This window comes from Nocardioides sp. AE5, assembly GCF_031844485.1.
GTDB lineage: Bacteria > Actinomycetota > Actinomycetes > Propionibacteriales > Nocardioidaceae > Nocardioides.
Genome location: NZ_JAUZVI010000002.1, coordinates 63,297 through 88,968 on the forward strand (window position 1 = coordinate 63,297; position 25,672 = coordinate 88,968).

The window sequence follows — 25,672 nt, forward strand, 5'->3', positions numbered from 1 at the left end:
TCGCGCCATGTTCGCTGTCTACGCCGAGAGTTTCTCCAACGACGACCCGCTGAACGGGCTGGTGATCGGGGAGCGACCCGACCCGGTGGCACCCGACGGCTGGACCACGGTCACCGTCAAGGCCGCTTCGCTCAACCACCACGACCTGTGGTCGCTGCGTGGCGTCGGGCTGCGCGAGGAGTCGCTGCCGATGATCCTCGGATGCGACGCTTCCGGGCTCGACGAGGACGGCAACGAGGTGCTGGTCCATGCCGTCGTCTCCGACCCGGACTGGAGCGGTGATGAGACCTTCGACCCGAAGCGCTCGCTCCTCTCCGAGCGTCACCAGGGGACCTTCGCCGACAAGGTGATCGTGCCGCGGCGCAACGTGATCCCCAAGCCCTCCTCGCTCTCGTTCGAGGAGGCTGCCTGCCTGCCGACCGCCTGGCTCACTGCCTACCGGATGCTCTTCAGCCAGGGCAACCTCAAGGCGGGGGAGACCGTCCTGGTCCAGGGCGCCGGAGGCGGGGTTGCCACCGCACTGATCGTGCTGGCCCGGGCCGGCGGGCTCAAGGTCGTCGCCACCAGCCGTGACGAGGCTAAGCGGGCACGCGCCTTCGAGCTCGGCGCCCACGAGGTCTTCGAGTCGAACGCCCGCCTGCCGTTCAAGGTCGACGCCGTCATGGAGACGGTCGGCAAGGCGACCTGGTCGCACTCGATCCGGTCCCTGCGCCCGGGCGGACGGATCGTGATCAGCGGGACCACCTCGGGACCGAAGCTCGACGACGCCGAACTGACCCGGATCTTCTTCCTTCAGCTCAGCGTGATCGGCTCGACCATGGGCACCCGCGGCGAACTCGCTGCCCTGACCCAGATGCTGGACAGCACCGGCGCCCGCCCGCTGATCGACCGCACCCTGCCGATGAGCGAAGCCCGCGACGGATTCGCGGCCATGGCCCAGGGCGACCTGTTCGGCAAGATCGTCTTCACCCGCTGATGGCTCTGACCCACCTGGTCACCGGCGCCGGGTCCGGGATCGGTGCCTCGGTCGCCCGGGCCCTCGCGGCCCGCGGTGATGCGCTGTGGTTGCTGGCCCGCAACGACGAACGCGCTGCCGACCTGCGCGCTGACTTCCCGACGGCCCGTGTCGTGACGGCCGACCTGGCTGATCCCGAGGCGCTGGCCGGGCAACTGGGCCAGTTGCCGCAGCGGCTGGACACGCTCCTCCACGTCGCCGGGGCGGTCGACCTCGGCACGGTGGCCGAGCAGCCGATCGCGCAGGTACGCCGCCAGGTCGACGTCAACCTGCTCGCTCCGATGGAACTGACCCGGCTGTGCCTGCCGGCACTGCGTGCCGCCCGGGGCCTGGTCCTGGTGGTGAACTCCACCTCGGGGATCACGGCCAATCCCGATTGGTCGGCGTACGCCGCGTCCAAGTTCGGCGCCCGCGCCTTCACCGATGCGCTGCGCGCCGAGGAAGCAGCCCACGGGGTCCGGGTGACCTCGGTGCACCCCTCGCGGACCGCGACCCCGATGCAGGCCGAGGTGCACCGCCAGGAGGGGCGTGACTACGACCCCGACAGGTTCATCGCACCGGACACGGTGGCGGCGACCATTCTGCACGTGATCGACCTGCCCCGGGATGGGACCATCACCGAGGTGACGGTGCGTCCGGGGCCTCGGTGAGCGTGGCCGACGGCTCGGCGGCAACGCCTGTGTCGCGGACCAGGTAGATCCAGGGGAAGGCCCGATAGGCGACCTCCCAGCCATCCGGGCGATGGCGGGCGAGGCTGGTCCACCAGATCCGCTTGTGCTCCCACTGGGTCGCGGTCCTGACCATCTTGTGCCGCATCAGGCCGAGCTCGACACTGCGCCACCCCATCCGCCCGGCCACCTCGAGTTCACGCATCTCGTCGAAGGCGGTCACTGGGCCGAGCCAACGCTCCTCCGGGGGCAGGTCCAGCGCCTCGGGTTGCTGGCCGAACCGCTGCTGCGCAGCCTGCCGGGTCATCGCCAGTTCGGTCCCGATCGCGGCCCAACTGTGGCCCTCGCTGCGTGCTGCGCCCACCGCCTGCTGGAGCATCGTGCGCACCGATGCCTCGGCAGCGACCGTGGTGCGGAGCAGGGCGAGCGAGTCGGGGTGACCAGACCCGTTCACTGCCGACGTCATGGCCTCGTCGGACCGGGCGCTGGCGAGGATGGCCGCGCCGATGGCGTCGTCGAGGCTCGTCCGGTCCCCTTCCGGGTGCGGATCAGTCATCGTCGCGCTCCCGACTCGGCAGCCAGGCGTCCTTGCGGAACGAGCTCGCCAGGAAGTAGACGCCCAGGATGATGAGTGCGATGCCGGCCCCTTGCGCCATTCCCTTGACGAAGCCGTCGAAGTGGGGCGCCACGAACTGGGCCGTGGCGATGCCGAGGATGATCATGGCGATCCCGCTGGTGGTGGTCAGGGGAGCCGGTTGGTTCTTGGTCGTCATGATGTCAAGCATTGATTGACATCGCGACATTGTCAACCCACGGTTGACAATGTCGGTCGCGCCGGCCCGGAACGTTTGGACTGCTGGGGCGGTGGGAACCCGTGATGGCAGCGAAGACCACCCGGGGCCGTAGGATTCGGGCGAGGTTGTCTGATCAGAGAGGGGTGGATCCGGGTGGCAGGCCTGCCGCAGGAAGGACAGAGCTTCGGTCGCTACGACATCAGTCGTCGCATCGGCCGGGGCGGCATGGGCGTCGTCTATGCCGCTGTCCAGCGAGGCCTGGGTCGCGAGGTTGCCCTCAAGGTGCTTTCCTCCGACCTCTCCGACAGCGAGGAATACCGCCACCGGTTCCTGCGCGAGGCCGAGGTGCTGGCCCGGCTGGACTCGCCGCACATCATCCAGGTCCACGATGCCGGCGAGGAGGACGGATGGCTCTACATCGCCACCCAGTACGTCCCCGACGGCGACCTGCAGCAACTCCTCGCGGATTCCGGTCCGCTGGATCCCGCCCTGGCACTCGACCTGACCGGGCAAGTGGCCGACGGCATCGAGGCCGCCCACCGGGCCGGGATCATCCACCGCGACATCAAGCCCTCCAACGTGCTCCTGCGCCGCCGCGGTGACGACGAGATCCAGGCCTACGTCTGTGACCTCGGCATCTCCCGGGTGATGGATTCCCAGCACACCAAGACCCAGGGCGTGATCGGCACCTTCGCCTACATGGCGCCCGAGCGGCACGAGGGCCTCGATGCCACCGAGGCCTCCGACGTCTACGCACTGGGCTGCCTGCTGTGGGCCACCCTCTCCGGCCAGGCGCCGTACCGCGGCACCGATGGCCAGGTGCTGATGGGGCACCTGCAGGGAGCCATCCCGCAACTGCCCGCCACTGACGCGCGCAGCCGTGCGATCAACGACATCCTGCTCCGTTCGATGGCCAAGGCGCCCGGCGAGCGCTACCCGTCGGCCGAGGAGTTCCGGGCCGCCTGCGCCGCTGCCGCCCGGCTCGACGTGTCCGGCCCTGCCGTGCCGCCGGCACCGCTCAACTGGCCCGCGCCGCAGCAGCCGTTCCCGTCCGGCACCCAGCACCAGTCCGGACCGCAGGCGTCGCAGCATCAGTCCGGCCCCCAGCAACCGCCGTCGGGGCAGCAGTTCCAGTCCGGGCCGCAGCAGCATGCGGGTCCGCACTACCAGTCCGGACCGCAGACCTTCGCGGCCCAGCACCTGGCGCCGCAGCCTGCCCAGCAATGGTCCGCCCCCGCACGCCAGGGCAACGACAACAAGTGGACCTGGATCATCGGCGGCCTGACCGCAATCGTGCTGGTCATCGGAGTGGTCGTGGTGGTGGCGCTCAACGTGGGCGGCGACGACCCGTCATCGCCCGGCGGGGGCGGTGGCACGGGAAGTGTCGCCGACGCACCGAAGGACGCATCGGTCGACGACTTCTGCGCCCACTTCCCGGACACCCAAGGCACCGACTTCGACGCGATCAGGGCCGCCTATGCGGACCTGGTCGAGGTGGGCACCCCAGACGACATGACGGCCGCGCAGCGCAAGGGGTTCGAGCACTCCGCCGAGTCCGCACTCAACAGCAGTGACCTCAACGACTTCCAGGTCACCATGGGCGACCTTGCGCCCTCGGAGCGCACGGACGCCTACTCCTTCGACCTCTACGGACTGGGCGCCTGCAACTGACCGCCGCAAGCCCCGGCCACCTGGCCGGGGCGGGCTTCAGTCCTCGGGGTCGTCGAGCCGCGCCAACCAGGTGGCGAAGCGCTCGACCGGCACCTCGAACTCGGGGAAGGTGTCGGTGAACTCCTGGAGCCGATCGGCGATCCACGCCAGGGTGACCTCCTCGTCACCCCGGCGCTTCTCCAGCTCCTCGATGCCTCGATCAGTGAAGTACAACGCCAGTCACCTCGCTCAGTCGAACGCGGCGTCGATCAGGTTGCGCTGCTCCTCCTGGTGCCGCTTGGCGACACCGACGGACGGAGACGACGACGCCTTGCGGGTGATCGGCTCGACGGTCAGGCCCAGTTCGTTCCACACGTTGAGCGCGTAGTGCGGCCAGGGGCCCATGTTCCGCGGCTCGTCCTGCACCCAGCGGATCCGCTTGAGGTTCGGGAACTTCGCGACCTCGGCCTTGATCTCCTCGTCCGGGGTCGGGTAGAGCCGCTCCACGCGGGCGATGGCGAACTTCTCGCCGTCCTCGCGCTTCTTGCGCTCCACCATCAGGTCCCAGGTGACCCGGCCCGAGCAGAGCAGCAGCGTCTCGACCTTGCTCGCGTCGGCCTCGTCGTCGCCGATCAGCGCCCGGAAGGAGCCACTGGTGAAGTCCTCGGGCTGCGAGGCGGCTTCCTTCCGCTTCAGCATCGACTTCGGGGTGAAGACGATCAGCGGGCGGTGCTCCTCGCCGAGCGAGTGGCGGCGCAGCAGGTGGAAGTACGACGCGGGGGTCGAGGGCTGGGCCACGACCATCGCGTCCTCGGCGCACATCTGCAGGAACCGCTCGATGCGGGCCGAGGAGTGGTCCGGCCCCTGGCCCTCATAGCCGTGGGGGAGCAGCAGTACGACGCCGGACTGCTGGCGCCACTTCGCCTCGCCGGAGCTGATGAACTCGTCGATCACGGTCTGGGCGCCGTTGACGAAGTCACCGAACTGCGCCTCCCACAGGACCAGCGCGTCCGGCCGCGCCACCGAGTAGCCGTACTCGAAACCGAGTGCGGCGTACTCCGAGAGCAGCGAGTCATAGACGTAGAACTTCGCCTGGTCCTCGGAGAGGTAGCGCAGCGGCGTCCATTCGTCGGCGTTCTTGCGGTCGATGATGGTGGCGAACCGCTGCACGAACGTGCCACGGCGCGAGTCCTGGCCGGCCAGGCGCACCGGGCGGCCCTCCATCAGCAGTGAGCCGAAGGCAAGGATCTCGCCAGTGCCCCAGTCGATCGGGCCCTGCGTGATCGCCTTCGAACGCCGCTCGAGCTGCGGCATCACCTTGGGGTGCGGGGTGAACCCCTCGGGAGGCGTCACGTAGGCATCGGCGATCCGCTTGAGGACGTCCGTGCTGACGTGGGTGACGGCCTCGCCGGCAGGCTTCTCCGGATAGTCCGGCACCGTCGTCCACTGGTCCGGGACGCTGGTCGCCTCGCGCACCTCGGTGAAGACCCGCTCCAGTTGCTGCTGGTAGTCACGCAGCACCTGCTCGGCTTCCTCGATGGTGATGTCGCCACGACCGATCAGCGACTCGGTGTAGAGCTTGCGCACCGACCGCTTCTGCTCGATCAGGTCATACATCAGCGGCTGGGTGTACGACGGGTCGTCACCCTCGTTGTGACCGCGGCGGCGGTAGCAGACCAGGTCGATGACGACGTCCTTGGAGAACGCCTGGCGGTATTCGAAGGCCAGTCGGGCCACCCGGATGCACGCCTCGGGGTCGTCGCCGTTGACGTGGAAGATGGGCGCCTGCACCATCCGCGCCACGTCGGTCGCATAGAGCGACGAACGGGACGAGCCCGGCGAGGTGGTGAAGCCGACCTGGTTGTTGACGACCAGGTGGATCGTCCCGCCGGTGCGGTAGCCGCGCAGCTGGGAGAGGTTGAGCGTCTCGGCGACCACGCCCTGGCCGGCGAACGCGGCGTCACCGTGCACCAGCAGGGGGAGCACCGGGTAGAAGTCCGAGCCCCGGTCGAGCACGTCCTGCTTGGCGCGGGCGATGCCCTCCAGGACCGGGTCGACCGCCTCCAGGTGGGAGGGGTTCGCGGCGACCGAGACCTTGATCCGGTCACCGGAGCCGGCCACGAACTCGCCCTCGGCACCGAGGTGGTACTTCACGTCGCCGGAGCCCTGGACGGTGCGCGGGTCGATGTTGCCCTCGAACTCGCGGAAGATCTGGGAGTAGTTCTTGCCGACGATGTTGGCCAGCACGTTGAGCCGGCCACGGTGGGCCATGCCGATGGTGACCTCGTCGAGGGCAGCCTCGGCCGCGGCCTCGCAGATCTCGTCGATCACCGGGACGGTGGTCTCGGCGCCCTCCAGGCTGAACCGCTTCTGGCCGACGAACTTGGTCTGCAGGAAGGTCTCGAAGGCCTCGGCCTGGTTCAGCTTCAGCAGGATCCGCAACTGCTCCTCGCGCGGCACCTTGCTGTGCGGGATCTCGACCCGCTCCTGGATCCAGCGGCGCTGCTCGGGGTCCTGGATGTGCATGTACTCGATGCCGGTGGTGCGGCAGTAGGAGTCACGCAGGATGCCGAGGATGTTGCGCAGCTTCATGAAGCGACGGCCCTCGCCACCGAAGGAGCCGGTGGCGAACTCGCGGTCCAGGTCCCACATGGTCAGCCCGTGGGTCTCGACCTCGAGGTCGGGGTGGCTGCGCTGGCGGTATTCCAGCGGGTCGGTGTCGGCCATGATGTGGCCGCGCACCCGGTAGGCGTGGATCAGTTCGAGGATCCGGGCCTGCTTGGAGATGTCCTCGTCGTGGCTGGTGGCGATGTCCTTGGCCCAGCGGATTGGCTCATACGGGATCCGCAACGACTGGAAGATGTCGTCGTAGAAGCCGTCCTCGCCGATCAGCAGGCCGTGCAGGCGCTTGAGGAACTCACCGGACTGGGCACCCTGGATGACCCGGTGGTCATAGGTGGAGGTCAGGGTCATCACCTTGCTGATCCCGTTGCGGGCCAGCACGTCCTCGGAGGCGCCCTGCCACTCGGCGGGGTATTCCATCGCTCCGACACCGATGATGGCGCCCTGGCCCTTCATCAGGCGGGGCACGGAGTGGCTGGTGCCGATGCCGCCCGGGTTCGTCAGGGAGATCGAGGTGCCCTGGAAGTCGGCGACGGTCAGCTTGTTGTTCCGGGCCTTGCGGACAACCTCTTCGTACGCCGTCCAGAAGCCGGCGAAGTCGAGGGTCTCGGCCGCCTTGATGGCCGGCACGAGGAGTTGGCGGGTGCCGTCCGACTTCTGCACGTCGATGGCCAGGCCCAGGTTCACGTGGGCCGGGGTGATCAGGTTGGGCTTGCCGTCGACGACGTCGAATCCGGCGTTCATCTCCGGCATCGACCGGACGGCCTTGACCATCGCGTAGCCGATGATGTGGGTGAAGCTGACCTTGCCGCCGCGGGCGCGGGCAAGGTGGTTGTTGATCACCGTGCGGTTGTCCCACAGCAGCTTGACCGGGACGCTGCGCACCGAGGTGGCAGTCGGCACGGTGAGGGAGACGTCCATGTTCTGCGCGGTCCGCGCCGGGGCACCACGGAGCACGGTGAAGGTCGGCTCGTCGTCGTCCTCGGTGCGCTCGGCGGGCTTGGCGTCGCGCGGGGCCGGGTTCGAGGTGCCCTTGGCCGGCTCGGCGGCCTTGCTGACAGGCCGCGGCTTCGCCTCCGGGGCGGGGGCGGACTTCGGCTTGGCCTGGGCGGGTGCCGGCTTGGCGGGAGCCTCGGCCTTCGCGCCGTTCGACTCCGCCTTGGCAGGTGCCGGCTTGGCGGGGGCCGGGCTGGCCTGGGCAGGCGCCTTCGCCTCCGCGGCGGCGCCGTTGGAGCCACCCTGGTCCTTGAAGTACGCCGCCCACTCGGGGCCGACGCTCCCCGGATCCTGTTGGTATTGCTCAAACATCTCGTCGACGAGCCACTCGTTGGCTCCGAAGTCAATGAGCGGGTTGTTCTGAGAAGACTCAGCCACGGCTTGGTTCGCCTCTTCCGGTGCGGCAGATCGTGTGTGGTTCAGGATTCAAGCCACAAGGCTAGACCCACCGGACAACAAATGCGGAGTCTGGTCCGCCTTGTGTTGCAAGGTGTCTCCAGCGCCTTGTGAAGGAGGCTCGTTCCCCATGCCAGACCGGTCCCGAATCCGGCGTCCCCACCGGGCCCTCCGGGCAGTCGCGGCACTGCTCCTGGCAGGCCTGGTGACGGCCTGTTCCGGTGCCGGTGCCGGTGCCGGTGACAGTGGGCAGGCGGCTGCCCCCGACCCGCTCAAGTCCGGCCCGTCGGTCGGCGTGGGGGAGGAGCGGGTGGCGCAGGCCGTCCTGGACGCGGACCTCTCGGTGGCCACCGGCAAGATCGGTACGGCGTACGCGCGCGACGTGGCCCAGGACGTGGCCGGGGTGGTCGACGACTGGTTCGTGCGCGCCTATCTCTCCGGGCCGTGGCCGCGCACCGACTTCTCCTCGGCCTGGCGCAACTTCTCCCGTGACCTCGCCGCCTGGGCGAAGCAGGAGCGCTCGGTCACCTCCAATGCTGCACTCGGCGCACGCATCGACGCGGTCCGGGCGGAGCAGCGGGTGGTGCGCGTCGACGTACTCGGGGTGGACAGCAAGGCAGTCGGGGCGACGGCGCGGGTGCGCCTGGTCTTCGTCACCGACGGTGACGTCCGGTTGCGGGTGACCATCACGGGCGAACTCAACCTGCTGCCGTCCGGCGACACCTGGGCGGTCTTCGGCTACGACCTCCAGCGCACCCAGGAAGAACTTGCCACCCCGACACCGTCCGCGCCGGCGTCGCCGTCGCAGGAAGGGGCCACGCCATGACCCGCCGTACGCCGTTCCTGGTGGCACTGCTCGCTGTCGTGCTGCTCTGCGTCCCGAACAGTTCGGTCAATGCCACCAACGCGGTGCTGGTCGAGGTCGAGCAGGCCAACGGGGTCGATCTCACTCCGGACGTCACCTGGATCCTGGTGCTCGGCTCGGATGCGCGTCCGGGCCAGGCGATCACCCGCCAGCGGGCGGACGCGATCCAGCTGGTCGGCATCAACTCGAAGACCGGGGCGGCCACGGTGATCGGCGTGCCGCGCGACTCCTGGGTCTCGATCCCGGGGCGGGGCAACAACAAGATCAACGCGGCGATGTCGCTGGGCGGGCCGCAGTTGATGGCGCGCGCGGTCCAGGGACTGATCGGCATCGAGCCGGACTTCGTGATGGTCGCGGACTTCGTCGGCTTCCAGAAGATGATCGACGCGATCGGCCCGATCACGATCAACTCGCCACGTGCGTTCTCCTACCCCAACTTCGACCGCGGCCGGTTCGTCAAGGGGGCGAACCAGGTCAAGGGAAAGCGGGCACTGATCTTCGCGCGCGAGCGGAAGAACCAGCCACGCGGTGACTTCGACCGCTCGGCGAACCAGCAGGCGGTGATCCGGGCCATCCATGCCCGGATCCAGCAGAAGCAGACCACGCCCGGCTTCCTGGACAAGGGGGTGTGGGCGGTGCTGCGCAACATGGACATGCAGGTCTCGCCCGCGCAGGCCTACAAGTTGTCGCGTGCCATTGCCGCGGTGGACCCGAAGAAGATCACCGGGTGCGTGGTCGGGGGATCCGAGGGCACGACCGGGGGCGGGGCATCGGTGGTCTTCCCGAACCGTTCCCAGGCCCAGCGCTATGGCAAGGACGCCCGCGACGACGCGGTGTTGAAGTGTTGAGCGCCTCCGGCAGGATTCGAACCTGCGGCACCTGGTACCGGAAACCAGTGCTCTATCCCCTGAGCTACGGAGGCATGCGACCGGAAGACTACCGGTCGATACTGGAGTGAGGGAAACCGAGGTCCGCCGATAGGCTTGGCGGGTGACTCCCGAACAGCTTTCCACCGCAGTCGTCGACGCCCTCACCTCGCTCGTCGCCGAAGGGGCCCTGGCCCTCGACGGCGACCTGCCCACCCAGGTGACGATCGAGCGCCCCCGGCAGAAGGGCCACGGGGACTACGCCACCAACGTCGCGCTGCAACTGGCCAAGAAGGCCGGGACCAACCCCCGCGCGCTGGCCGAACTGGTCGCGGCCCGCCTCGGCGCGACCGAGGGCATCGCGGGTGTCGAGGTCGCCGGGCCCGGCTTCCTGAACATCACCGTCGACGCCGGTGCGCAAGGAGAGGTGGCCGCCCAGGTGGTCGCCGCCGGTACGTCGTACGGGTCCTCGACCGCGTTCGCCGGGGAGAAGATCAATCTGGAGTTCGTCTCGGCCAACCCGACCGGACCGATCCACCTCGGTGGCGTCCGCTGGGCAGCGGTCGGCGACGCGCTCGGCCGGATCTTCGAGATGACCGGGGCCGCGGTCACCCGGGAGTACTACTTCAACGACCACGGCGGTCAGATCGACCGGTTCAGCAACTCGCTCCTGGCCAGCGCCAAGGGCGAGCCTGCCCCCGAGGACGGGTACGGCGGCCAGTACATCCACGACATCGCCGCCGCGATCACGGCCCAGCACCCCGACGTCCTCGACCAGGCCGACGACGCGGCCCGGGAGACCTTCCGCGCGGTCGGGGTGGAGATGATGTTCGCCGAGATCAAGAAGTCACTGGCCGACTTCCGGGTCGACTTCGACGTCTATTTCCACGAGGACAACCTGCACACCAGCGGAGCGGTGGCCCGCGCCGTCGAGCGGTTGACCGAACTGGGCAACACCTACGAGGACGACGGCGCCATCTGGTTGGCCACCGAGAAGTTCGGTGACGACAAGGACCGGGTGATCATCAAGTCCGACGGCAAGGGCGCCTACCTCTCCGGCGACCTGGCCTACTACCTGGACAAGCGGGAGCGCGGCTTCGACCGCTGCTTCATCATGCTCGGCGCGGACCACCACGGCTACGTGGGCCGGATGATGGCCATGTGTGCGGCGTTCGGTGACACCCCCGGCGTGAACCTGGAGATCCTGATCGGCCAGATGGTCAACCTGCTCCGCGACGGCGAGCCGGTGCGGATGTCGAAGCGGGCCGGCACCGTGGTCACCATCGACGACCTGGTCGGTGCGATCGGTGTCGATGCGTCACGCTACGCGCTCTCGCGCTACAGCACGGACTCCCCGATCGACATCGACCTGGACCTGTGGACCAGGGCCACCAATGACAACCCCGTCTTCACCGTGCAATACGCCCACGCCCGGGTGGCCAGCCTGATGCGCAACGCCGCCGACCTCGGCGTCGAGGCCGCCAACCACCCCGACCTGCTCACCCACGAGAAGGAGGGCGAGCTGCTCCGGGCGCTGGCCGAGTTCCCGCGGGTGATCAAGGCCGCCGCCGAGCTGCGCGAGCCGCACCGGGTGGCCCGCTACCTGGAGGAGCTGGCCGGCACCTATCACCGCTTCTACGACAACTGCCGGGTGCTGCCGCGCGGCGACGAGGAGACCACCGACCTGCACCGCGCCCGGCTGCTGCTGGTCGACGCCACCCGGGTGGTGCTGGCCAACGGGCTGGGCCTGCTCGGCGTCAGCGCCCCGGAACGGATGTGAGCTGAGGATGCACGCACACGAAGCAGGGTGGGCCCATGCCCAGGGAGCCCGCGGCCCGTCCTGGCTGCAGGTGCCCGAGGACACCAACGCGCTGGTCCAGCACCTCTGGTCGAGCACCGCGCACAAGAACGACGACGGCGCCCTGGTCGTCGGGGGAGTGGACCTGCGCGACCTGGTCGCCGAGCACGGGTCCGCGGCGTACGTGCTGGACGAGGCAGACTTCCGGGCCCGCGCCCGCGCCTTCCGCGACGCCTTCTCCGACCAGGCCGGATGGGACGTCTACTACGCCGGCAAGGCATTCCTGTGCACCACCGTCGCCCGGTGGATCGTCGAGGAGGGGCTCTGCCTCGACGTCTGCTCCAACGGTGAACTGAGCGTGGCGATCCGCGCCGGGGTGGACCCCGCCCGGATCGGCTACCACGGCAACAACAAGACGGTTCCCGAGCTGGCCCGCGCACTCGACCTGGGCGTCGGGCGGATCGTGGTCGACTCCTTCCACGAGATCGAGCGCCTGGCCGCCCTGGTCGAGCAGACCGGGAAGCGCGCCCGGGTGATGGTGCGGGTCACCGCCGGTGTCGAGGCACACACCCACGAGTTCATCGCCACTGCCCACGAGGACCAGAAGTTCGGCTTCTCGATCACCTCCGGCGACGCCTTCGAGGCCGTACGCCGGGTGCTGGCCGCCCCGGGCCTGGAACTGCTCGGGCTGCACAGCCACATCGGCAGCCAGATCTTCGATTCCGCGGGCTTCGAGGTGGCCGCCCGCCGCGTCCTGGCCCTGCACGCCCGGATCATCTCCGAGTTGGGCGTGGAGCCGCCGGAGATGGACCTGGGTGGGGGGTTCGGCATCGCCTACACCACCCAGGACGACCCGTCCACGCCGGAGCGGCTGGCCGCGGAGATGCTCGCCATCGTGGCGCGCGAGTGCAGCGACCTGGGCATCGCGGCACCGCGGCTCTCCATCGAGCCGGGCCGCGCCATCGCCGGCCCGAGCACCTGCACCGTGTATGAGGTGGGCACCGTCAAGGAGGTCGCCCTCGACGGCGGGGCACGGCGTACGTATGTCAGCGTCGACGGCGGGATGAGCGACAACATCCGCACCGCGCTGTACGACGCCGACTACTCGGCGACCCTGGCCTCGCGACGCTCGGACGCGCCGCCGCTGCTGGCCCGCGTGGTCGGGCGGCACTGCGAGTCGGGTGACATCGTGGTCAAGGACGAGTTCCTCCCCGCGGACATCGCGCCCGGTGACCTGGTCGCGGTGCCCGGCACGGGCGCCTACTGTCGCTCGATGTCGAGCAACTACAACCACGCGCTGCGTCCGCCGGTGATCGCTGTGCGGGACGGAGTCGCGCGAATCATCGTCCGACGGGAGACTGAGGACGATCTTCTGGCAACCGACATGGGAGCAGTGCAGTGAGTCAGGCAGGACAGGGTGAGGACGCGAAGCGGCTGAAGGTGGCCGTCCTCGGGTGCGGTTCGGTGGGTTCCCAGGTGGTGCGCCTGCTCACCACCCAGGCCGACGACCTGGCCGCCCGGATCGGTGCACGGGTGGACCTGGTCGCCGTCGCCGTACGTCGCCTGGACGCGCCCCGCGAGGTCGAGGTGCCCGAGGGCCTGCTCACCACGGATGCCGACGCGCTCGTCGCCCGCGGCGACCTGGACCTGGTCATCGAGGTGATCGGCGGGATCGAGCCGGCCCGTGGCCTGATCCTCTCCGCGCTGGAGCACGGCGCCTCGGTGGTGACGGCGAACAAGGCGCTGGTCGCCGAGGACGGCCCGACCCTCTTCGAGGCGGCCGAGAAGGCGGGGCGTGACCTCTTCTACGAGGCCGCGGTCGCCGGTGCCATCCCGATCCTGCGCCCCCTGCGCGAGTCGCTGGCCGGCGACCGGGTCACCCGGGTGCTGGGCATCGTCAACGGCACCACCAACTTCATCCTCGACAAGATGGACACCACCGGTGCCGGCTTCTCCGAGGCGCTCGAGGAGGCCCAGGAGCTCGGGTACGCCGAGGCGGACCCGACTGCCGACGTCGAGGGGTTCGATGCCGCGGCCAAGGCCGCCATCCTGGCCAGCCTGGCCTTCCACACCCGGGTCGGTGCCGCCGACGTCTACCGCGAGGGCATTGCCGACGTCACCGCCGCCGACGTCGCCTCGGCGCGCGAGATGAAGTCGGTGGTGAAGCTGCTGGCAATCTGCGAGTTGCGTGACGGGGCGGTCTCGGCCCGGGTGCACCCGGCGATGATCCCGCTCAGCCACCCGCTGGCCTCGGTGCGCGAGGCCTACAACGCGGTCTTCGTCGAGTCGGAGGCCGCGGGCCAGTTGATGTTCTACGGCCCCGGCGCCGGCGGATCGCCGACCGCATCGGCCGTCCTCGGTGACCTGGTCACCGCCGCCCGCAACCGGGTCAACCAGACCCAGGGCCCGGGGGAGTCGGCGTACGCCGACCGGGTGGTGCTGCCGATGGGGGAGACGCTGACCCGCTATCACGTCGGCATCGACGTCGAGGACAAGGCCGGCGTGCTGGCCGCGGTGGCCACCGCCTTCGCCGAGCACGGCGTCTCGATCCAGACGGTGCGCCAGGAGGGCCGGGGCGCCGATGCCCAGTTGGTCGTGGTCTCGCACCGGGCCACCGATGCACAGTTGCGCGCCACGGTCGAGGCGCTGCAGGAGATGGACATGGTTCGCGAGGTCACCTCGGTGATGCGCGTGGAAGGGACGAACGAATGACCGGCACCGATGCCGCCCCCCGCCACCAGTGGCGTGGCGTGATCGAGGAATATCGCGAACTCCTCGACATCCCGCAGGACACGCCTGCCGTGACCCTGGGTGAGGGCGGCACGCCCCTGGTCGAGTCGCTGTGGCTCTCCGAGGTCACCGGCGGCAGCATCTGGCTCAAGGTCGAGGGCAACAACCCGACCGGGTCGTTCAAGGACCGCGGGATGACCACGGCCCTTTCCGTCGCCGTCCACCAGGGCGCCAAGGCCGTCGTCTGCGCCTCCACCGGCAACACGTCGGCATCGATGTCGGCCTATGCCGCCAAGGCCAGGATCAAGCCGATCGTGCTGGTGCCCGAGGGCAAGATCTCCGCGGGCAAGATGGCCCAGGCGATCATGCACGGTGCCCAGGTGATCATGGTCCGCGGCAACTTCGACGACTGCCTCACGCTCTCCCGCGGCCTGGCCGAGGACTATCCGGTGGCCCTGGTCAACTCGGTCAACCCGATGCGCCTGGAGGGCCAGAAGACCGCCTCCTTCGAGGTGATCGACCGCCTCGGTGACGCACCGGACTACCACCTGCTCCCGGTCGGCAACGCCGGCAACATCTCGGCGTACTGGCTGGGCTACAAGCAGTACGCCGACCTGGGGCGCGCCACCAAGCGCCCGGTGATGCGCGCCTACCAGGCCGAGGGTGCCTCGCCGCTGGTCACCGGCAAGCCGTTCCCGAACCCGGAGACCAAGGCGACCGCGATCCGGATCGGCAACCCGGCCTCGTGGAAGCTGGCCGAGGCCGCGGCCGCCGAGTCGCACGGGCGCTTCGCCTCGGTCACCGACGAGCAGATCCTCGCCGCCCAGTTCCAGCTCTCCAGCAACGACGGCGTCTTCGTCGAGCCCGCCTCGGCAGCCGGCATCGCCGGCCTGCTGCAGGACCTCGAGCGCGGGGAGTCGTACGCCGGCAAGACCGTGGTCATCACGGTCACCGGCCACGGCCTCAAGGACACCGTCACCGCGCTGGAGGGCTTCGGCGACGTGGTGGACAACGTGGTGGACGTGAGTGTTGAGGACGCCGCTGCGGCAGCCGGTCTCACCTGATGGCACGGTTCGTCGACGGTGAGGTGAGCGTCTCGGTCCCGGCCACCTCCGCCAACCTCGGCCCTGGCTTCGACGCGCTCGGCCTCGCCCTCGCCCTGCGCGACGAATTGACCGCCCAGGTCACAGACGGCGGGCTGGAGGTCGTGGTCGAGGGGAGCGGAAGCCAGGACGTGCCGCGCGACGAGTCGCACCTGGTGGTGCGGGCGATGCGCGCGGCCTTCGCGGCGATGCATGCCGATCCGCCGGGCCTGCGCCTGGTCTGTCGCAACGTCATCCCGCACGGCAGGGGACTGGGTTCCTCTTCCGCAGCGATCGTCGGGGGGATCGCCCTGGCCCGGGCGCTCGTCGCTGGCGGGATGTTGCTGATGGACGACACCGCTGCATTCGAACTGGCCGCGGGCATGGAGGGTCACCCGGACAACGTGGCGCCGGCCTGGTTCGGCGGCTTCGTCATCTCCGGCGAGCAGGACGGTGCCTGGTTCGCTACGAACTCGGCCCTCGATCCGCGCATCTCGGCCGTCGTCTTCATCCCTCCGATCCCGTTGGCCACCGAGACCGCCCGGGGATTGTTGCCCTCGACGGTGCCGCATGCCGATGCCGCGGCCAACGCCGGCCGGGCAGCGCTGCTGGTGGCCAGCCTGGCCTCGCGCCCGGAGATGCTGCTGCTGGCCACCCGCGACTACCTGCACCAGGACTACCGCGCGGCCGCGATGCCGGAGTCACTGGAACTGGTCCACCGGTTGCGTGCCGCGGGCCACCCGGCCATCGTCTCGGGCGCCGGGCCCACGGTGCTGGCCTTCACCGACGGGCCGATGCAACCGCTGAGCGACTGGTCACCCGGGCCGCGGGTGCTGCTCGAGCAGTGCCCGCCGGGATGGCAGGCCATGCCCCTGGACCTGGCCACGCGTGGCGTCGAGGTCCTGGGCTGAAGAACCGCCCCGTGAACGGCGCCTCGGTGGGTGCTAGGGTCGCTGCTGCGCCATGATCATCCGGCGCAGGCATCCGTGGTTCTGACCCTCGGATGCGGAACTCTCCAACACATCCCTCCCACATCGGCCCGCGTCTGCGTCGCATCGTCGACCGGCCGAACGGGAGCCACGAGCAGGCAAGGACCTCACGTGAGCGAATCCCCTGAACCGACCACCCCCACGGCCGACGCACCCGCGGCGAAGAAGCGCGGTGGCGGGCTGAACGCCATGCTGCTGGCGGACCTGAAGGCGATGGCTGGCGGGCTCGGGATCAGCGGAGCGGCCCGGATGAAGAAGGCCGACCTGGTCGCTGCGATCAAGGCGGCCCAGTCCGGTGGCAAGCCGTCCGGTGCTCCGAAGGTCGAGGCGCAGCAGGATCGGGCCAAGCAGGGTGAGGTTGACCGGGCCCCGGCCAAGGCTGGCGAGCCCAAGGCGAACGAGGGCCAGGCACGCGAGGGCCAAACCCGCGACGACCAGGCGCCAGCCGCCGGCCAGGGCGACGAGGGCCGCAACCGCACCCGGAACCGCAACCGCGACCAGAAGCAGGACCAGCAGCAGTCGAACCAGGGCCAGAACGAGAAGCAGCAGTCCAGCCAGGGTGACAAGCAGCAGAACGACAAGCAGGCCCAGGGCGACAAGCAGCAGCAGAACGAGAAGGGTCGCTCCGGCCAGGGCAAGCAGCAGCGCAACCAGAACGACAACCAGGCCCAGGGCGACAAGCAGGCCCAGAACGACAAGCAGCAGCACGACGGCGGGGACGACGAGGGCTCGGGCCGCAGCCGGCGTCGCCGCGGGCGCGACCGCACCGGGCGGGGCAACCGCAACGAGCCGGACACCACCATCCTCGACGACGACGTCCTGGTCCCCGCTGCGGGCATCCTGGACGTGCTCGACAACTACGCGTTCGTGCGCACCAGCGGCTACCTGGCCGGCCCTGACGACGTCTACGTCTCGCTCTCGATGGTGCGCAAGCACGGCCTGCGCCGCGGTGACGCCGTGGTCGGCCAGGTCCGCCAGCCCCGCGAGGGTGAGCGCCGCGAGAAGTTCAACCCGATGGTGCGCATCGATGCCGTCAACGGGGCCGACCCCGAGGCGATGGCCGAGCGGGCCGACTTCGACAAGCTGACCGCGGTCCACCCCTCCGAGCGGCTCCGGATGGAGACCACGGCCAGCGACGTGACCGGCAGGTTGATCGACCTCGCCGCACCGCTCGGCAAGGGCCAGCGGGCACTCGTGGTCTCCCCGGCGCGGGCCGGGAAGACCACCCTGCTCCGGTCGGTGGCCCACTCGATCAGCACCAACAACCCGGAGTGCCACCTGATGGTGGTCCTGGTCGACGAGCGCCCCGAGGAGGTCACCGACTTCCAGCGCTCCATCAAGGGCGAGGTGATCGCCTCGACCCTGGACCGCCCCGCCCTGGACCACACCACGCTGGCCGAACTCGCCATCGAGCGGGCCAAGCGACTGGTCGAACTGGGCCATGACGTGGTGGTGCTCCTCGACGGGATCACCCGCCTCGGCCGCGCCTACACGATGGCCAACCCGGCCAGCGGCCGTGTCCTCTCCGGCGGCGTGGACGCCGCCTCCCTGCACCCGCCGAAGAAGTTCTTCGGCGCCGCGCGGAACGTCGAGAACGGCGGCTCCCTGACCATCCTGGCCACGGCCCTGGTCGACAGCGGATCGCAGATGGACGAAGCGATCCTGGAGGAGATCCAGGCCGCGGGCAACGCCGAGATCCGGCTGCTCGGTGACCACACCGAGCCGCGCAGCCTGCCGGCGATCGACCTGGCCTCCTCGGGCACGCACCGCGAGGACCTGTTGCTCGGCGACCAGGAGATCGGCCTGATCAGGACGCTGCGCAGCCACGTCGCCGGCCTCGGTGGTCGGGAGGGGCTGGACTTCCTGCGCGAGCGCCTCTCCGGGTCGCAGAGCAACGTCGAGTTCCTGATGCAGTGGCAGCGCGACGGAGCCAGTCGCTGACGCACGGTCGGGAAGAAGGCACCCGGGAACAAAACCGGGTGACCGGCGGTTGACGAGGGTCGTGACACAGTCCCTCCCGACACAGACCGCCGCCGTGGCACCGACGACGCTCGAGGCCCCGCCGCGTCGGTTCCAGGTCGTCCTGGTCCTGGGCCTGTTGATCTCGCTGGGCCCACTCAGCATCGACATGTATCTCCCGGCCTTCCCGGAGATCAGTGACGAGTTCACCGCTGCCGAGTCGCAGGTGCAGTTGACCCTCACCGGCATGCTGCTCGGCCTGGCGTTCGGGCAGTTGGTGATCGGCCCCCTCTCGGATGCCTTCGGGCGCAAGCGCCCCCTGGTCGTCGGCCTTAGCGTGCACGCACTGGCCTCGGTGCTGTGCCTGCTGGCGCCGTCGGTGGAGGTGCTGGCCGGCGTACGGATCGTGCAGGGGTTCGCCGGCGCCGCCGTGACGGTCACCGCGATGGCGATGGTGCGTGACCAGTTCGCGGGCATCGAGGTGGCCCGGACCATGTCCCGGTTGATGCTGGTGATGGGTGCGGCGCCGATGCTGGCCCCGACCCTGGGCAGCCAGGTGCTGCGCTGGTCGGACTGGCGCGGGATCTTCGGGGTCCTGGCCGTGGTCGCGCTCGCACTGGTCACCCTTGCCCTGTTCGCGTTGCGCGAGACACTGCCGCCCGCGCGACGCCGCCCGGCCCGGGTGCGGGCCAGCCTGGCCACCTACCGCTCGTTGCTGGCGGACCGCGCCTTCCTGGCCGTGGCCCTGATCGGTGGGCTGATGATGGCCGCGATGTTCAGTTACATCGCCGGGAGTTCCTATGTCTTCCAGGACGGATTCGGCGCCAGCGAGCAGCAGTTCGCGGTCATCTTCGGGCTCAACGCGCTGGCGCTGATCACCGCCACCCAGGTCAACCCCACCCTGCTGCGCCGCTGGCGGATCATGGACGTGATGACCGCAGCCATGGTCGTCTCCGCCCTGGCCTCGACGTCCCTGGTCGTCCTCGGTGCGACGGGCGTGGGCGGCATCGCCGGTGCGGTGGTGCCCCTGGTCGTGGTGCTGGCCTGCAACGGCCTGGTCTCGCCGAACGTCCCGGCGCTGGCGCTGAACCGCCACGGTGAGGCGGCCGGTTCCGCGGCCGCGGTGCTGGGCTTCCTGCAATTCGGCATCGGGGGAGCGGTGGCGCCGGTGGTCGGGCTCTTCGACAGCGTCACCACCGTCCCGATGGGCGTGGTGATGGCGTCGGTCGTGCTCACCGCCCTGGCGCTGATGGTCTTCGTGGTCCGCCGCGACGAACAGGTGCGCACCTTCGCCTGAACGCAACGGTGCAGGTGCACCCGATCGGCCCCTGCGCGCGAGATTTCGGGGCCGATTCGGTGCATGTGCGTCGCGGGAATGTCCCGATTGGCGCGCGCGTTGACCGCAGTGGCACACTTGTGCGCTGGTTCCGGTTCACGCGTCCGCATCCGGCGGGAGCGACCCGGCGACCCTGAAGTGAGGACACCATGCAGAAGGACATCCACCCCGAATACGTGGAGACCCAGGTCAGCTGCACCTGCGGCAACACGTTCACCACGCGCAGCACCAAGACCGACGGCATCATTCGCGCCGACGTCTGCTCCGCGTGCCACCCGTTCTACACCGGCAAGCAGAAGATCCTTGACACCGGTGGTCGCGTCGCCCGCTTCGAGGCCCGCTACGCCAAGAAGGCTGACGCCAAGAAGTAGCTTCTCCACAGCGCCGGTCCCCGCCCACGCGGGTGACCGGCGCTGTCCATTTGGCATCAATCGGTCGGCAAGGGGAGGTTCTGGGTGTTCGAGGCAGTGGAGGGCCTGGCGGCCGAGCATGCCGACGTGGAGCAACGACTCGCCGAGCCGGAGACCCATGCCGACCAGCGCCTGGCCAAGCGGCTGAACCAGCGGTACGCCGAACTCTCGGCGATCGTGCGGACCTGGCACGAGTGGCAGCAACTCGGCGACGACGCCGAGGCGGCCCGCGAACTGGCCGGTGAGGACGCCTCCTTCGCCGACGAGGCCGAGGCGATCGAGGAACGGCGTACGGCGGTCGCCGAGCGCCTGCGCCACCTGCTGGTGCCGCGCGACCCGAGCGACGCCAAGGACGCGATCCTGGAACTGAAGTCGGGGGAGGGCGGCGAGGAGTCGGCCCTCTTCGCCGGTGACCTGCTGCGGATGTACACCCGCCACGGCGAGCAGCGCGGCTGGTCGCTGGAGATCCTGGACGCGACCGCCTCCGACCTGGGCGGCTACAAGTCGGTGACCGTCGCGGTGAAGGCGAAGGGCACCCCGGAGCCCGGCGAGGCGCCGTACGCACTGCTCAAGTTCGAGGGCGGGGTGCACCGGGTCCAGCGGGTCCCGGTCACCGAGTCGCAGGGGCGCGTGCACACCTCTGCAGCCGGGGTGCTGGTCCTGCCCGAGGCCGAGCAGGTCGACGTCGAGGTCGACGAGAACGACCTGCGCGTCGACGTCTTCCGCTCCAGCGGACCCGGCGGCCAGAGCGTCAACACGACCGACTCGGCGGTGCGAATCACCCACCTGCCGACCGGGATCGTGGTCAGTTGCCAGAACGAGAAGTCGCAACTGCAGAACAAGGAGTCCGCGCTGCGGATCCTGCGCGCACGCCTCCTGGCTGCGGCCGAGGAGGAGGCGATGGCCGAGGCCAGCGAGGCCCGCAAGTCGCAGGTGCGCACGGTGGACCGCTCCGAGCGGATCCGCACTTACAACTACCCGGAGAACCGGATCTCCGACCACCGCACCGGCTACAAGGCCTACAACCTTGACGCCGTCCTGGACGGTGACCTCGGGCCGGTGATCGACAGTTGTGTCCAGGCCGATCTGGCCGCCCGGCTGGAGGCGCTGGAGTCATGAGCAGTCGCAGGGTCAGTGCCGTGCTCCGCGATGCCGCGAGCCGGCTGGAGGAGTCCGGGGTCGCCAGTCCCGACCACGACGCCGCCGAACTCCTGGCCCACGTGCTGGGCACCACGCGCTCCCGGCTGCCCTTGGTCGACGACCCGGGAGCCGACCAGGTCGCCGAGTTCGGGGCACTGGTCGAGCGCCGCGCCGCCCGCGAGCCACTGCAACACCTCACCGGCCTGGCCGGCTTCCGGCACACCGAGCTCAAGGTAGGCCCCGGCGTCTTCGTCCCGCGCCCGGAGACCGAACTGCTGGCCGGCTGGGCCATCGAGGCCGCACAACAGGTGCTCGGCGAAAGCGGGCGCGCCCCGGTCGTGGTCGACCTGTGCACCGGCTCGGGGGCGATCGCCCGCTCACTCGCCCAGGAGGTCCCCGAGGCCCGGGTGTACGCCGTGGAGCTCGACGAGGGCGCGCACGCGTGGGCGACGCAGAACCTGGCCGGCACCGGGGTCGAGTTGCGCCACGGGGACATGGCCGACGCGTTCGACGACCTGGCCGGAACCGTCGACGTGGTGGTCTGCAACCCGCCGTACATCCCGCTCGAGGCATGGGAAACCGTGGCCGCCGAGGCCCGCGACCACGACCCGCACCTGGCCCTCTTCTCCGGCGACGACGGGCTGGATGCGATGCGGGTGCTCGAGCGCCGCGCCGCTGTCCTGCTCCGCCCGCGCGGGGTTGTCGGTGCCGAGCATGCCGACGTCCAGGGGCTGGCGGCGCCGCAGGTCTTCGTCGACGCCGGTCGGTGGAGCGACGTACGCGACCATCTCGACCTGGCAGGTCGTGCGCGCTACCTGACGGCGCGGCTGGCACGATGAGTCCCATGCGCTACCCGACCGCGGACGAGGCCGAACTGGAGGCTGCCGTCGAGGCCGCCACCGTCGCAGTACGCCGTGGCGAGCTCGTCGTGCTGCCCACCGACACGGTCTACGGCCTGGGCGCCGATGCGTTCGACCCGGCCGCGGTGGCCGCCCTGCTCGCCGCCAAGGGCCGGGGACGCGACATGCCCCCGCCGGTCCTGATCAGCGCGCAGACCACCCTGGACGCGCTGACCACCGACGTCCCGGCGTACGCCCGGACCCTGGTCGAGGCGTTCTGGCCCGGCCCGCTGACCATCGTGTGCCACCAGCAGCCCTCCCTGCAGTGGGACCTGGGTGACACCCGGGGGACCGTCGCGGTGCGGATGCCCGACCACCCGGTCGCGCTGGCACTCCTGGAACGGACCGGTCCGCTGGCCGTCAGCTCCGCGAACGTCACCGGCGAGCCGGCCGCCAGCACCGCCGAGGCCGCGGAAGAGATGCTCGGCGGCGCGGTCGCCGTGGTCGTCGACGCAGGTCCCTCCAGCGGCGCCGAGCCGTCCACCATCGTGGATGCGACCGGGCCCCAGGGGCGGATCCTGCGCCGCGGAGCGCTCTCCCTGGCCGAGCTGAACGAGGCGCTCGAACCATTCGGGGTGACCCTCGTGGACGAGGGCTGAGGGGGCCCGGTGCGGGAATACCTCCTCGTCTTCCTGGTCGCGGGCTCGGTGACCTATCTGCTCACCGTGCTCGCCCGCGAGTTCGCGATCCGGACCAAGGCCGTCGCCCAGGTCCGCGACCGTGACGTGCACGTGATCCCGATTCCCTACTTCGGCGGGCTGGCCATGCTCGGTGGCCTGGTCGCTGCCTACTTCGTCGCCCGCCAGTTGCCCTTCTTGTCGCTGAGTTCCCCGAACGTCTTCCGCGACGCCGGGGTGGTGCTGGTGGCCGGGGCGCTGATCTGCATGGTCGGGGTGCTCGACGACCTCTACGAGATCGACGCCCTGACCAAACTGGGCGGCCAGGTGCTCGCGGCCGGCTTCCTGATCGGGTTCGGCGTGCAATACCGCTTCTTCCCGGCGCCCGGGGACGGGCAGTTCGCCCTCGACCCGTCCCAGGCCGCCCTGCTCACCGTCTTCACCGTCGTCGCGACCGTCAACGCGGTCAACTTCGTCGACGGACTGGACGGGCTGGCCGCTGGCGTGGTCGGGCTGGGCGCGATCGCCTTCTTCCTCTTCTGCTACCAGATCGCGAACCTCAACGGACAGTCGCTGGCAGTCACCGGCGCCCTGCTCTGTGCGGCCCTCGGTGGTGCCTGCGCGGGCTTCCTGCCGCACAACTTCTATCCGGCCCGGCTCTTCATGGGCGACAGTGGCTCGATGCTGCTGGGGCTGGTCCTCTCCGCCTCGGCGCTCACCCTCTCCGGGCAGTTCTCGGTCACTGATGTCACCCAGGGCGGTGGCGGCTCGGACGCGAGCCTGGTGCCCACCCTGCTGCCGATCATCGTGCCGCTGTCGATCCTGGTCGTGCCGTTCGCGGACCTGGTCCTGGCGGTGGTGCGGCGTACCGCGCGCGGCCAGATGTTCTACCACCCCGACAAGCAGCACCTGCACCACCGGATGCTGGAGATCGGCCACTCGCACGGTCGCGCCGTGCTGATCCTGTGGCTGTGGGCCAGCCTGATCGGCTTCGGCACCGTGCTGATCAGCCTCTATTCCAGTGGCCTGACCTGGGTGGTGGTCACCGTCTGGCTGCTGGTGACGATGGCGCTCACCTTCCTGGTGCCGCGGATGAAGGGCGGCGACGTCGAGGTGCCGGCCGGCCGCTGATCCGGGCCTGCTGGGCGGTCGCGGCGACCCCGGTTTGGGGGAGCGGGGGGCGCTTGTGCTAACTTTCACAAGCGCTTTCCGAGCGCTTCTTGACCCCTAGAGGAACGGCCGCCGTGATGACGACCGAGTTGCAGCCCGCGAGTGCCCGCACCGGCGCCTCCGTGCTCCTCCTCGTCTCGGCCTCCACCCTCGCGATCGGACTGGTCGCCACGCTCGTCGGCGCGTTCGCCGCCGGCTCGTCGGCTGCCTGGGGTGCCCTGGCTGGCACGCTCCTGGTGCTGGTCGTCCTCGGTGGCGGCACGTACGTCGTCTCCGTGGTGGCACAGGTGATGCCCTCGATGTCGCTGCTGATCGCGATGCTCACCTACCTGTTGCAGGTGGTGCTGATGGGGCTCGTGTTCCTGGCCATGAGCCGCTCCGGCGCCCTCGACGGACCGGTCGACGCGCGCTGGCTCGCCGGCGTGGTGATCGTCGGGACGCTGCTCTGGCTGGGTGCCCAGATCGTGCTGACCACCCGTTTGCGCCTGCCGGCGTACGACCTGACCGATGCGAGTGCGCGATGAGGCCGCAGGGCTGCTATTGTCCGGTGCGCGATGGCTCAGCAGAAACCTCCCACCGAGCACACCGGCAGTTCTCCCGAATCGACCACCGATCAGCCCAAGGGCGATCCATGGCACGCGTTCGGATACCTGGTCTCCGGCGTGTTCGTCTACGGAGCGCTCGGCTGGGGTCTGGATCGCTGGCTCGGTACGACGTACCTGGTCGCGATCGGAATCCTGCTCGGGGCAGTGTTCGGGATCTACATGACCTGGGCCAGGTTCAGACAGCCGTCCACAGACCAGAAGTAGCAGTGCTGCCGATACAGGAGACACCGTGAGTTCGATCGCGACGTCCGATCTTCGCGCCGACGGCTTCGTGCCGCCGAGCCCGGGGGACTTCAACCTCCCCCCGATCGGCCCTGACAAGACCTTCGAGTTCCTCGGCGAGACGCACTACCTCGGGGTCACCAAGCCGATGATCCAGCTGGTCATCGTCGCTGGCGTGGTCTTCCTCCTCTTCTGGGCGGCCTCGCGCAAGCGCGCCATGGTGCCCAGCCGCCTGCAGTACGTCGGCGAGGCGGGCTATGGCTTCGTGCGCAACTCGATGGGCCGGGACCTGATCGGGTCCCAGGACTTCCAGCGGTTCACGCCGTACCTGTTCGCCCTCTTCTTCTTCATCCTGTTCAACAACTTCCTGGGCAGCATCCCGTTCTTCCAGTTCCCGACCTTCTCCAGGTCCGGTCTGGTCTATTCGCTGGCGCTGCTCAGTTGGGCGATCTACAACTACGTCGGGATCCGCAAGCACGGCTTCGGTGGCTACCTGAAGTTGATGTGCGTCCCGTCCGGGGTCAGCCCGGTGATGTACCCGCTGCTGGTGCCGCTGGAGTTCATGTCGAACATCCTGGTCCGCCCGGTCACCCTGGCCCTGCGTCTGTTCTGCAACATGTTCGCCGGCCACATGCTGCTCATCCTCTTCGCGCTCGGTGGTCAGTACCTGATCGTCGAGATGAGCGGCGCCTACGTGATCCCCGGCGTCCTGGCCTGGCTGCTCTTCGCGATCGTCACGGTCTTCGAACTGCTGATCCAGTTCCTGCAGGCCTACGTCTTCGTGCTGCTGAACGCCATGTACATCCAGGGCTCCCTGGCAGACGAGCACTGATCCGCTCCACC

Annotated in this window: 24 protein-coding genes and 1 tRNA gene; 20 read left to right on the plus strand and 5 right to left on the minus strand. The window is 69.6% G+C overall.

Annotation, left to right across the window (positions count from 1 at the left end; translation table 11 throughout):
• Positions 1-7: 7 nt before the first annotated feature.
• Positions 8-976: a zinc-binding dehydrogenase gene (locus Q9R27_RS03350; protein ID WP_311250920.1), complete on the plus strand. Its 969-nt coding sequence runs from the start codon at positions 8-10 to the stop codon at positions 974-976.
• The gene (locus Q9R27_RS03355; RefSeq protein ID WP_311250921.1) at positions 976-1,665 is read left to right on the plus strand and encodes an SDR family oxidoreductase; all 690 of its coding nucleotides are present in this window, start codon (positions 976-978) and stop codon (positions 1,663-1,665) included. Before Q9R27_RS03350 ends, Q9R27_RS03355 begins: the two co-directional genes overlap by 1 nt.
• Here Q9R27_RS03355 and Q9R27_RS03360 read toward each other — a convergent pair.
• Both Q9R27_RS03360 and Q9R27_RS03365 read right to left on the minus strand, forming a co-directional pair.
• Positions 1,631-2,239: a hypothetical protein gene (locus tag Q9R27_RS03360; protein WP_311250922.1), complete on the minus strand. Its 609-nt coding sequence runs from the start codon at positions 2,237-2,239 to the stop codon at positions 1,631-1,633. The two genes, Q9R27_RS03355 and Q9R27_RS03360, sit on opposite strands and share 35 nt — an antisense overlap.
• On the minus strand, positions 2,232-2,456 hold the full coding sequence (locus Q9R27_RS03365; RefSeq protein ID WP_311250923.1) for a hypothetical protein: 225 nt from the start codon (positions 2,454-2,456) through the stop codon (positions 2,232-2,234). Before Q9R27_RS03365 ends, Q9R27_RS03360 begins: the two co-directional genes overlap by 8 nt.
• A 174-nt stretch (positions 2,457-2,630) precedes the next feature.
• On the opposite strand from Q9R27_RS03365, the gene Q9R27_RS03370 reads away from it, so the two are divergent.
• Positions 2,631-4,148 (plus strand): protein kinase domain-containing protein, encoded by a 1,518-nt coding sequence (locus tag Q9R27_RS03370; RefSeq protein WP_311250924.1) that lies wholly within the window; start codon positions 2,631-2,633, stop codon positions 4,146-4,148.
• Between the two features lie 36 nt (positions 4,149-4,184).
• On the opposite strand, the gene Q9R27_RS03375 is transcribed toward Q9R27_RS03370, so the two are convergent.
• Entirely contained in the window at positions 4,185-4,361 is a 177-nt protein-coding gene (locus tag Q9R27_RS03375; protein ID WP_311250925.1) for a DUF6104 family protein, read from the minus strand.
• 15 nt (positions 4,362-4,376) lie between these two features.
• On the minus strand, positions 4,377-8,123 hold the full coding sequence (locus Q9R27_RS03380; RefSeq protein ID WP_311250926.1) for a multifunctional oxoglutarate decarboxylase/oxoglutarate dehydrogenase thiamine pyrophosphate-binding subunit/dihydrolipoyllysine-residue succinyltransferase subunit: 3,747 nt from the start codon (positions 8,121-8,123) through the stop codon (positions 4,377-4,379).
• Positions 8,124-8,271: 148 nt separating this feature from the next.
• On the opposite strand from Q9R27_RS03380, the gene Q9R27_RS03385 reads away from it, so the two are divergent.
• Together Q9R27_RS03385 and Q9R27_RS03390 are read left to right on the plus strand one after the other, a co-directional pair.
• On the plus strand, positions 8,272-8,967 hold the full coding sequence (locus Q9R27_RS03385) for a hypothetical protein (RefSeq protein ID WP_311250927.1): 696 nt from the start codon (positions 8,272-8,274) through the stop codon (positions 8,965-8,967).
• Entirely contained in the window at positions 8,964-9,854 is an 891-nt protein-coding gene (locus Q9R27_RS03390; RefSeq protein WP_311250928.1) for an LCP family protein, read from the plus strand. The genes Q9R27_RS03385 and Q9R27_RS03390 overlap by 4 nt, the downstream gene beginning before the upstream one ends.
• 1 nt (position 9,855) lies before the next feature.
• Here the strand turns inward: Q9R27_RS03390 and Q9R27_RS03395 are convergent.
• Positions 9,856-9,928 (minus strand) — tRNA-Arg (locus Q9R27_RS03395).
• A 68-nt stretch (positions 9,929-9,996) separates the two neighbouring features.
• Between Q9R27_RS03395 and argS the strand changes: the two genes are divergently transcribed.
• From argS to atpB, 15 genes are all read left to right on the plus strand, one after another.
• On the plus strand, positions 9,997-11,652 hold the full coding sequence (argS, locus tag Q9R27_RS03400; protein WP_311250929.1) for an arginine--tRNA ligase: 1,656 nt from the start codon (positions 9,997-9,999) through the stop codon (positions 11,650-11,652).
• A gap of 7 nt (positions 11,653-11,659) precedes the next feature.
• Positions 11,660-13,072: a diaminopimelate decarboxylase gene (gene lysA / locus Q9R27_RS03405; RefSeq protein WP_311250930.1), complete on the plus strand. Its 1,413-nt coding sequence runs from the start codon at positions 11,660-11,662 to the stop codon at positions 13,070-13,072.
• Positions 13,069-14,382: a homoserine dehydrogenase gene (locus Q9R27_RS03410; protein WP_311250931.1), complete on the plus strand. Its 1,314-nt coding sequence runs from the start codon at positions 13,069-13,071 to the stop codon at positions 14,380-14,382. The genes lysA and Q9R27_RS03410 overlap by 4 nt, the downstream gene beginning before the upstream one ends.
• The gene (thrC, locus tag Q9R27_RS03415; RefSeq protein ID WP_311250932.1) at positions 14,379-15,464 is read left to right on the plus strand and encodes a threonine synthase; all 1,086 of its coding nucleotides are present in this window, start codon (positions 14,379-14,381) and stop codon (positions 15,462-15,464) included. The genes Q9R27_RS03410 and thrC overlap by 4 nt, the downstream gene beginning before the upstream one ends.
• Entirely contained in the window at positions 15,464-16,393 is a 930-nt protein-coding gene (thrB, locus tag Q9R27_RS03420; protein ID WP_311250933.1) for a homoserine kinase, read from the plus strand. Before thrC ends, thrB begins: the two co-directional genes overlap by 1 nt.
• A 189-nt stretch (positions 16,394-16,582) precedes the next feature.
• Complete coding sequence (gene rho, locus Q9R27_RS03425) at positions 16,583-18,412, plus strand: transcription termination factor Rho (RefSeq protein WP_311250934.1); 1,830 nt, start codon at positions 16,583-16,585, stop codon at positions 18,410-18,412.
• 61 nt (positions 18,413-18,473) lie between these two features.
• The gene (locus Q9R27_RS03430; RefSeq protein WP_311250935.1) at positions 18,474-19,727 is read left to right on the plus strand and encodes a multidrug effflux MFS transporter; all 1,254 of its coding nucleotides are present in this window, start codon (positions 18,474-18,476) and stop codon (positions 19,725-19,727) included.
• Between the two features lie 188 nt (positions 19,728-19,915).
• Complete coding sequence (gene rpmE, locus Q9R27_RS03435) at positions 19,916-20,137, plus strand: 50S ribosomal protein L31 (protein WP_311250936.1); 222 nt, start codon at positions 19,916-19,918, stop codon at positions 20,135-20,137.
• An 84-nt stretch (positions 20,138-20,221) separates the two neighbouring features.
• The gene (gene prfA, locus Q9R27_RS03440; RefSeq protein WP_311250937.1) at positions 20,222-21,295 is read left to right on the plus strand and encodes a peptide chain release factor 1; all 1,074 of its coding nucleotides are present in this window, start codon (positions 20,222-20,224) and stop codon (positions 21,293-21,295) included.
• Positions 21,292-22,155, plus strand: a complete 864-nt coding sequence (gene prmC / locus Q9R27_RS03445; protein WP_311250938.1) for a peptide chain release factor N(5)-glutamine methyltransferase — start codon at positions 21,292-21,294, stop codon at positions 22,153-22,155. Before prfA ends, prmC begins: the two co-directional genes overlap by 4 nt.
• A gap of 5 nt (positions 22,156-22,160) precedes the next feature.
• A complete protein-coding gene (locus Q9R27_RS03450; RefSeq protein WP_311250939.1) occupies positions 22,161-22,814 on the plus strand; it encodes an L-threonylcarbamoyladenylate synthase in 654 nt (217 codons plus the stop codon).
• 9 nt (positions 22,815-22,823) lie between these two features.
• Positions 22,824-23,963: an MraY family glycosyltransferase gene (locus Q9R27_RS03455; protein ID WP_311250940.1), complete on the plus strand. Its 1,140-nt coding sequence runs from the start codon at positions 22,824-22,826 to the stop codon at positions 23,961-23,963.
• 116 nt (positions 23,964-24,079) lie between these two features.
• Positions 24,080-24,526 (plus strand): hypothetical protein, encoded by a 447-nt coding sequence (locus Q9R27_RS03460; RefSeq protein ID WP_311250941.1) that lies wholly within the window; start codon positions 24,080-24,082, stop codon positions 24,524-24,526.
• Between the two features lie 30 nt (positions 24,527-24,556).
• Positions 24,557-24,811 carry an AtpZ/AtpI family protein gene (locus tag Q9R27_RS03465; protein WP_311250942.1) on the plus strand — a complete coding sequence of 85 codons (255 nt, stop codon included), beginning with the start codon at positions 24,557-24,559 and terminating at the stop codon, positions 24,809-24,811.
• A gap of 25 nt (positions 24,812-24,836) precedes the next feature.
• Positions 24,837-25,661: a F0F1 ATP synthase subunit A gene (gene atpB / locus Q9R27_RS03470; protein ID WP_311250943.1), complete on the plus strand. Its 825-nt coding sequence runs from the start codon at positions 24,837-24,839 to the stop codon at positions 25,659-25,661.
• The last annotated feature ends 11 nt before the right edge of the window (positions 25,662-25,672 follow it).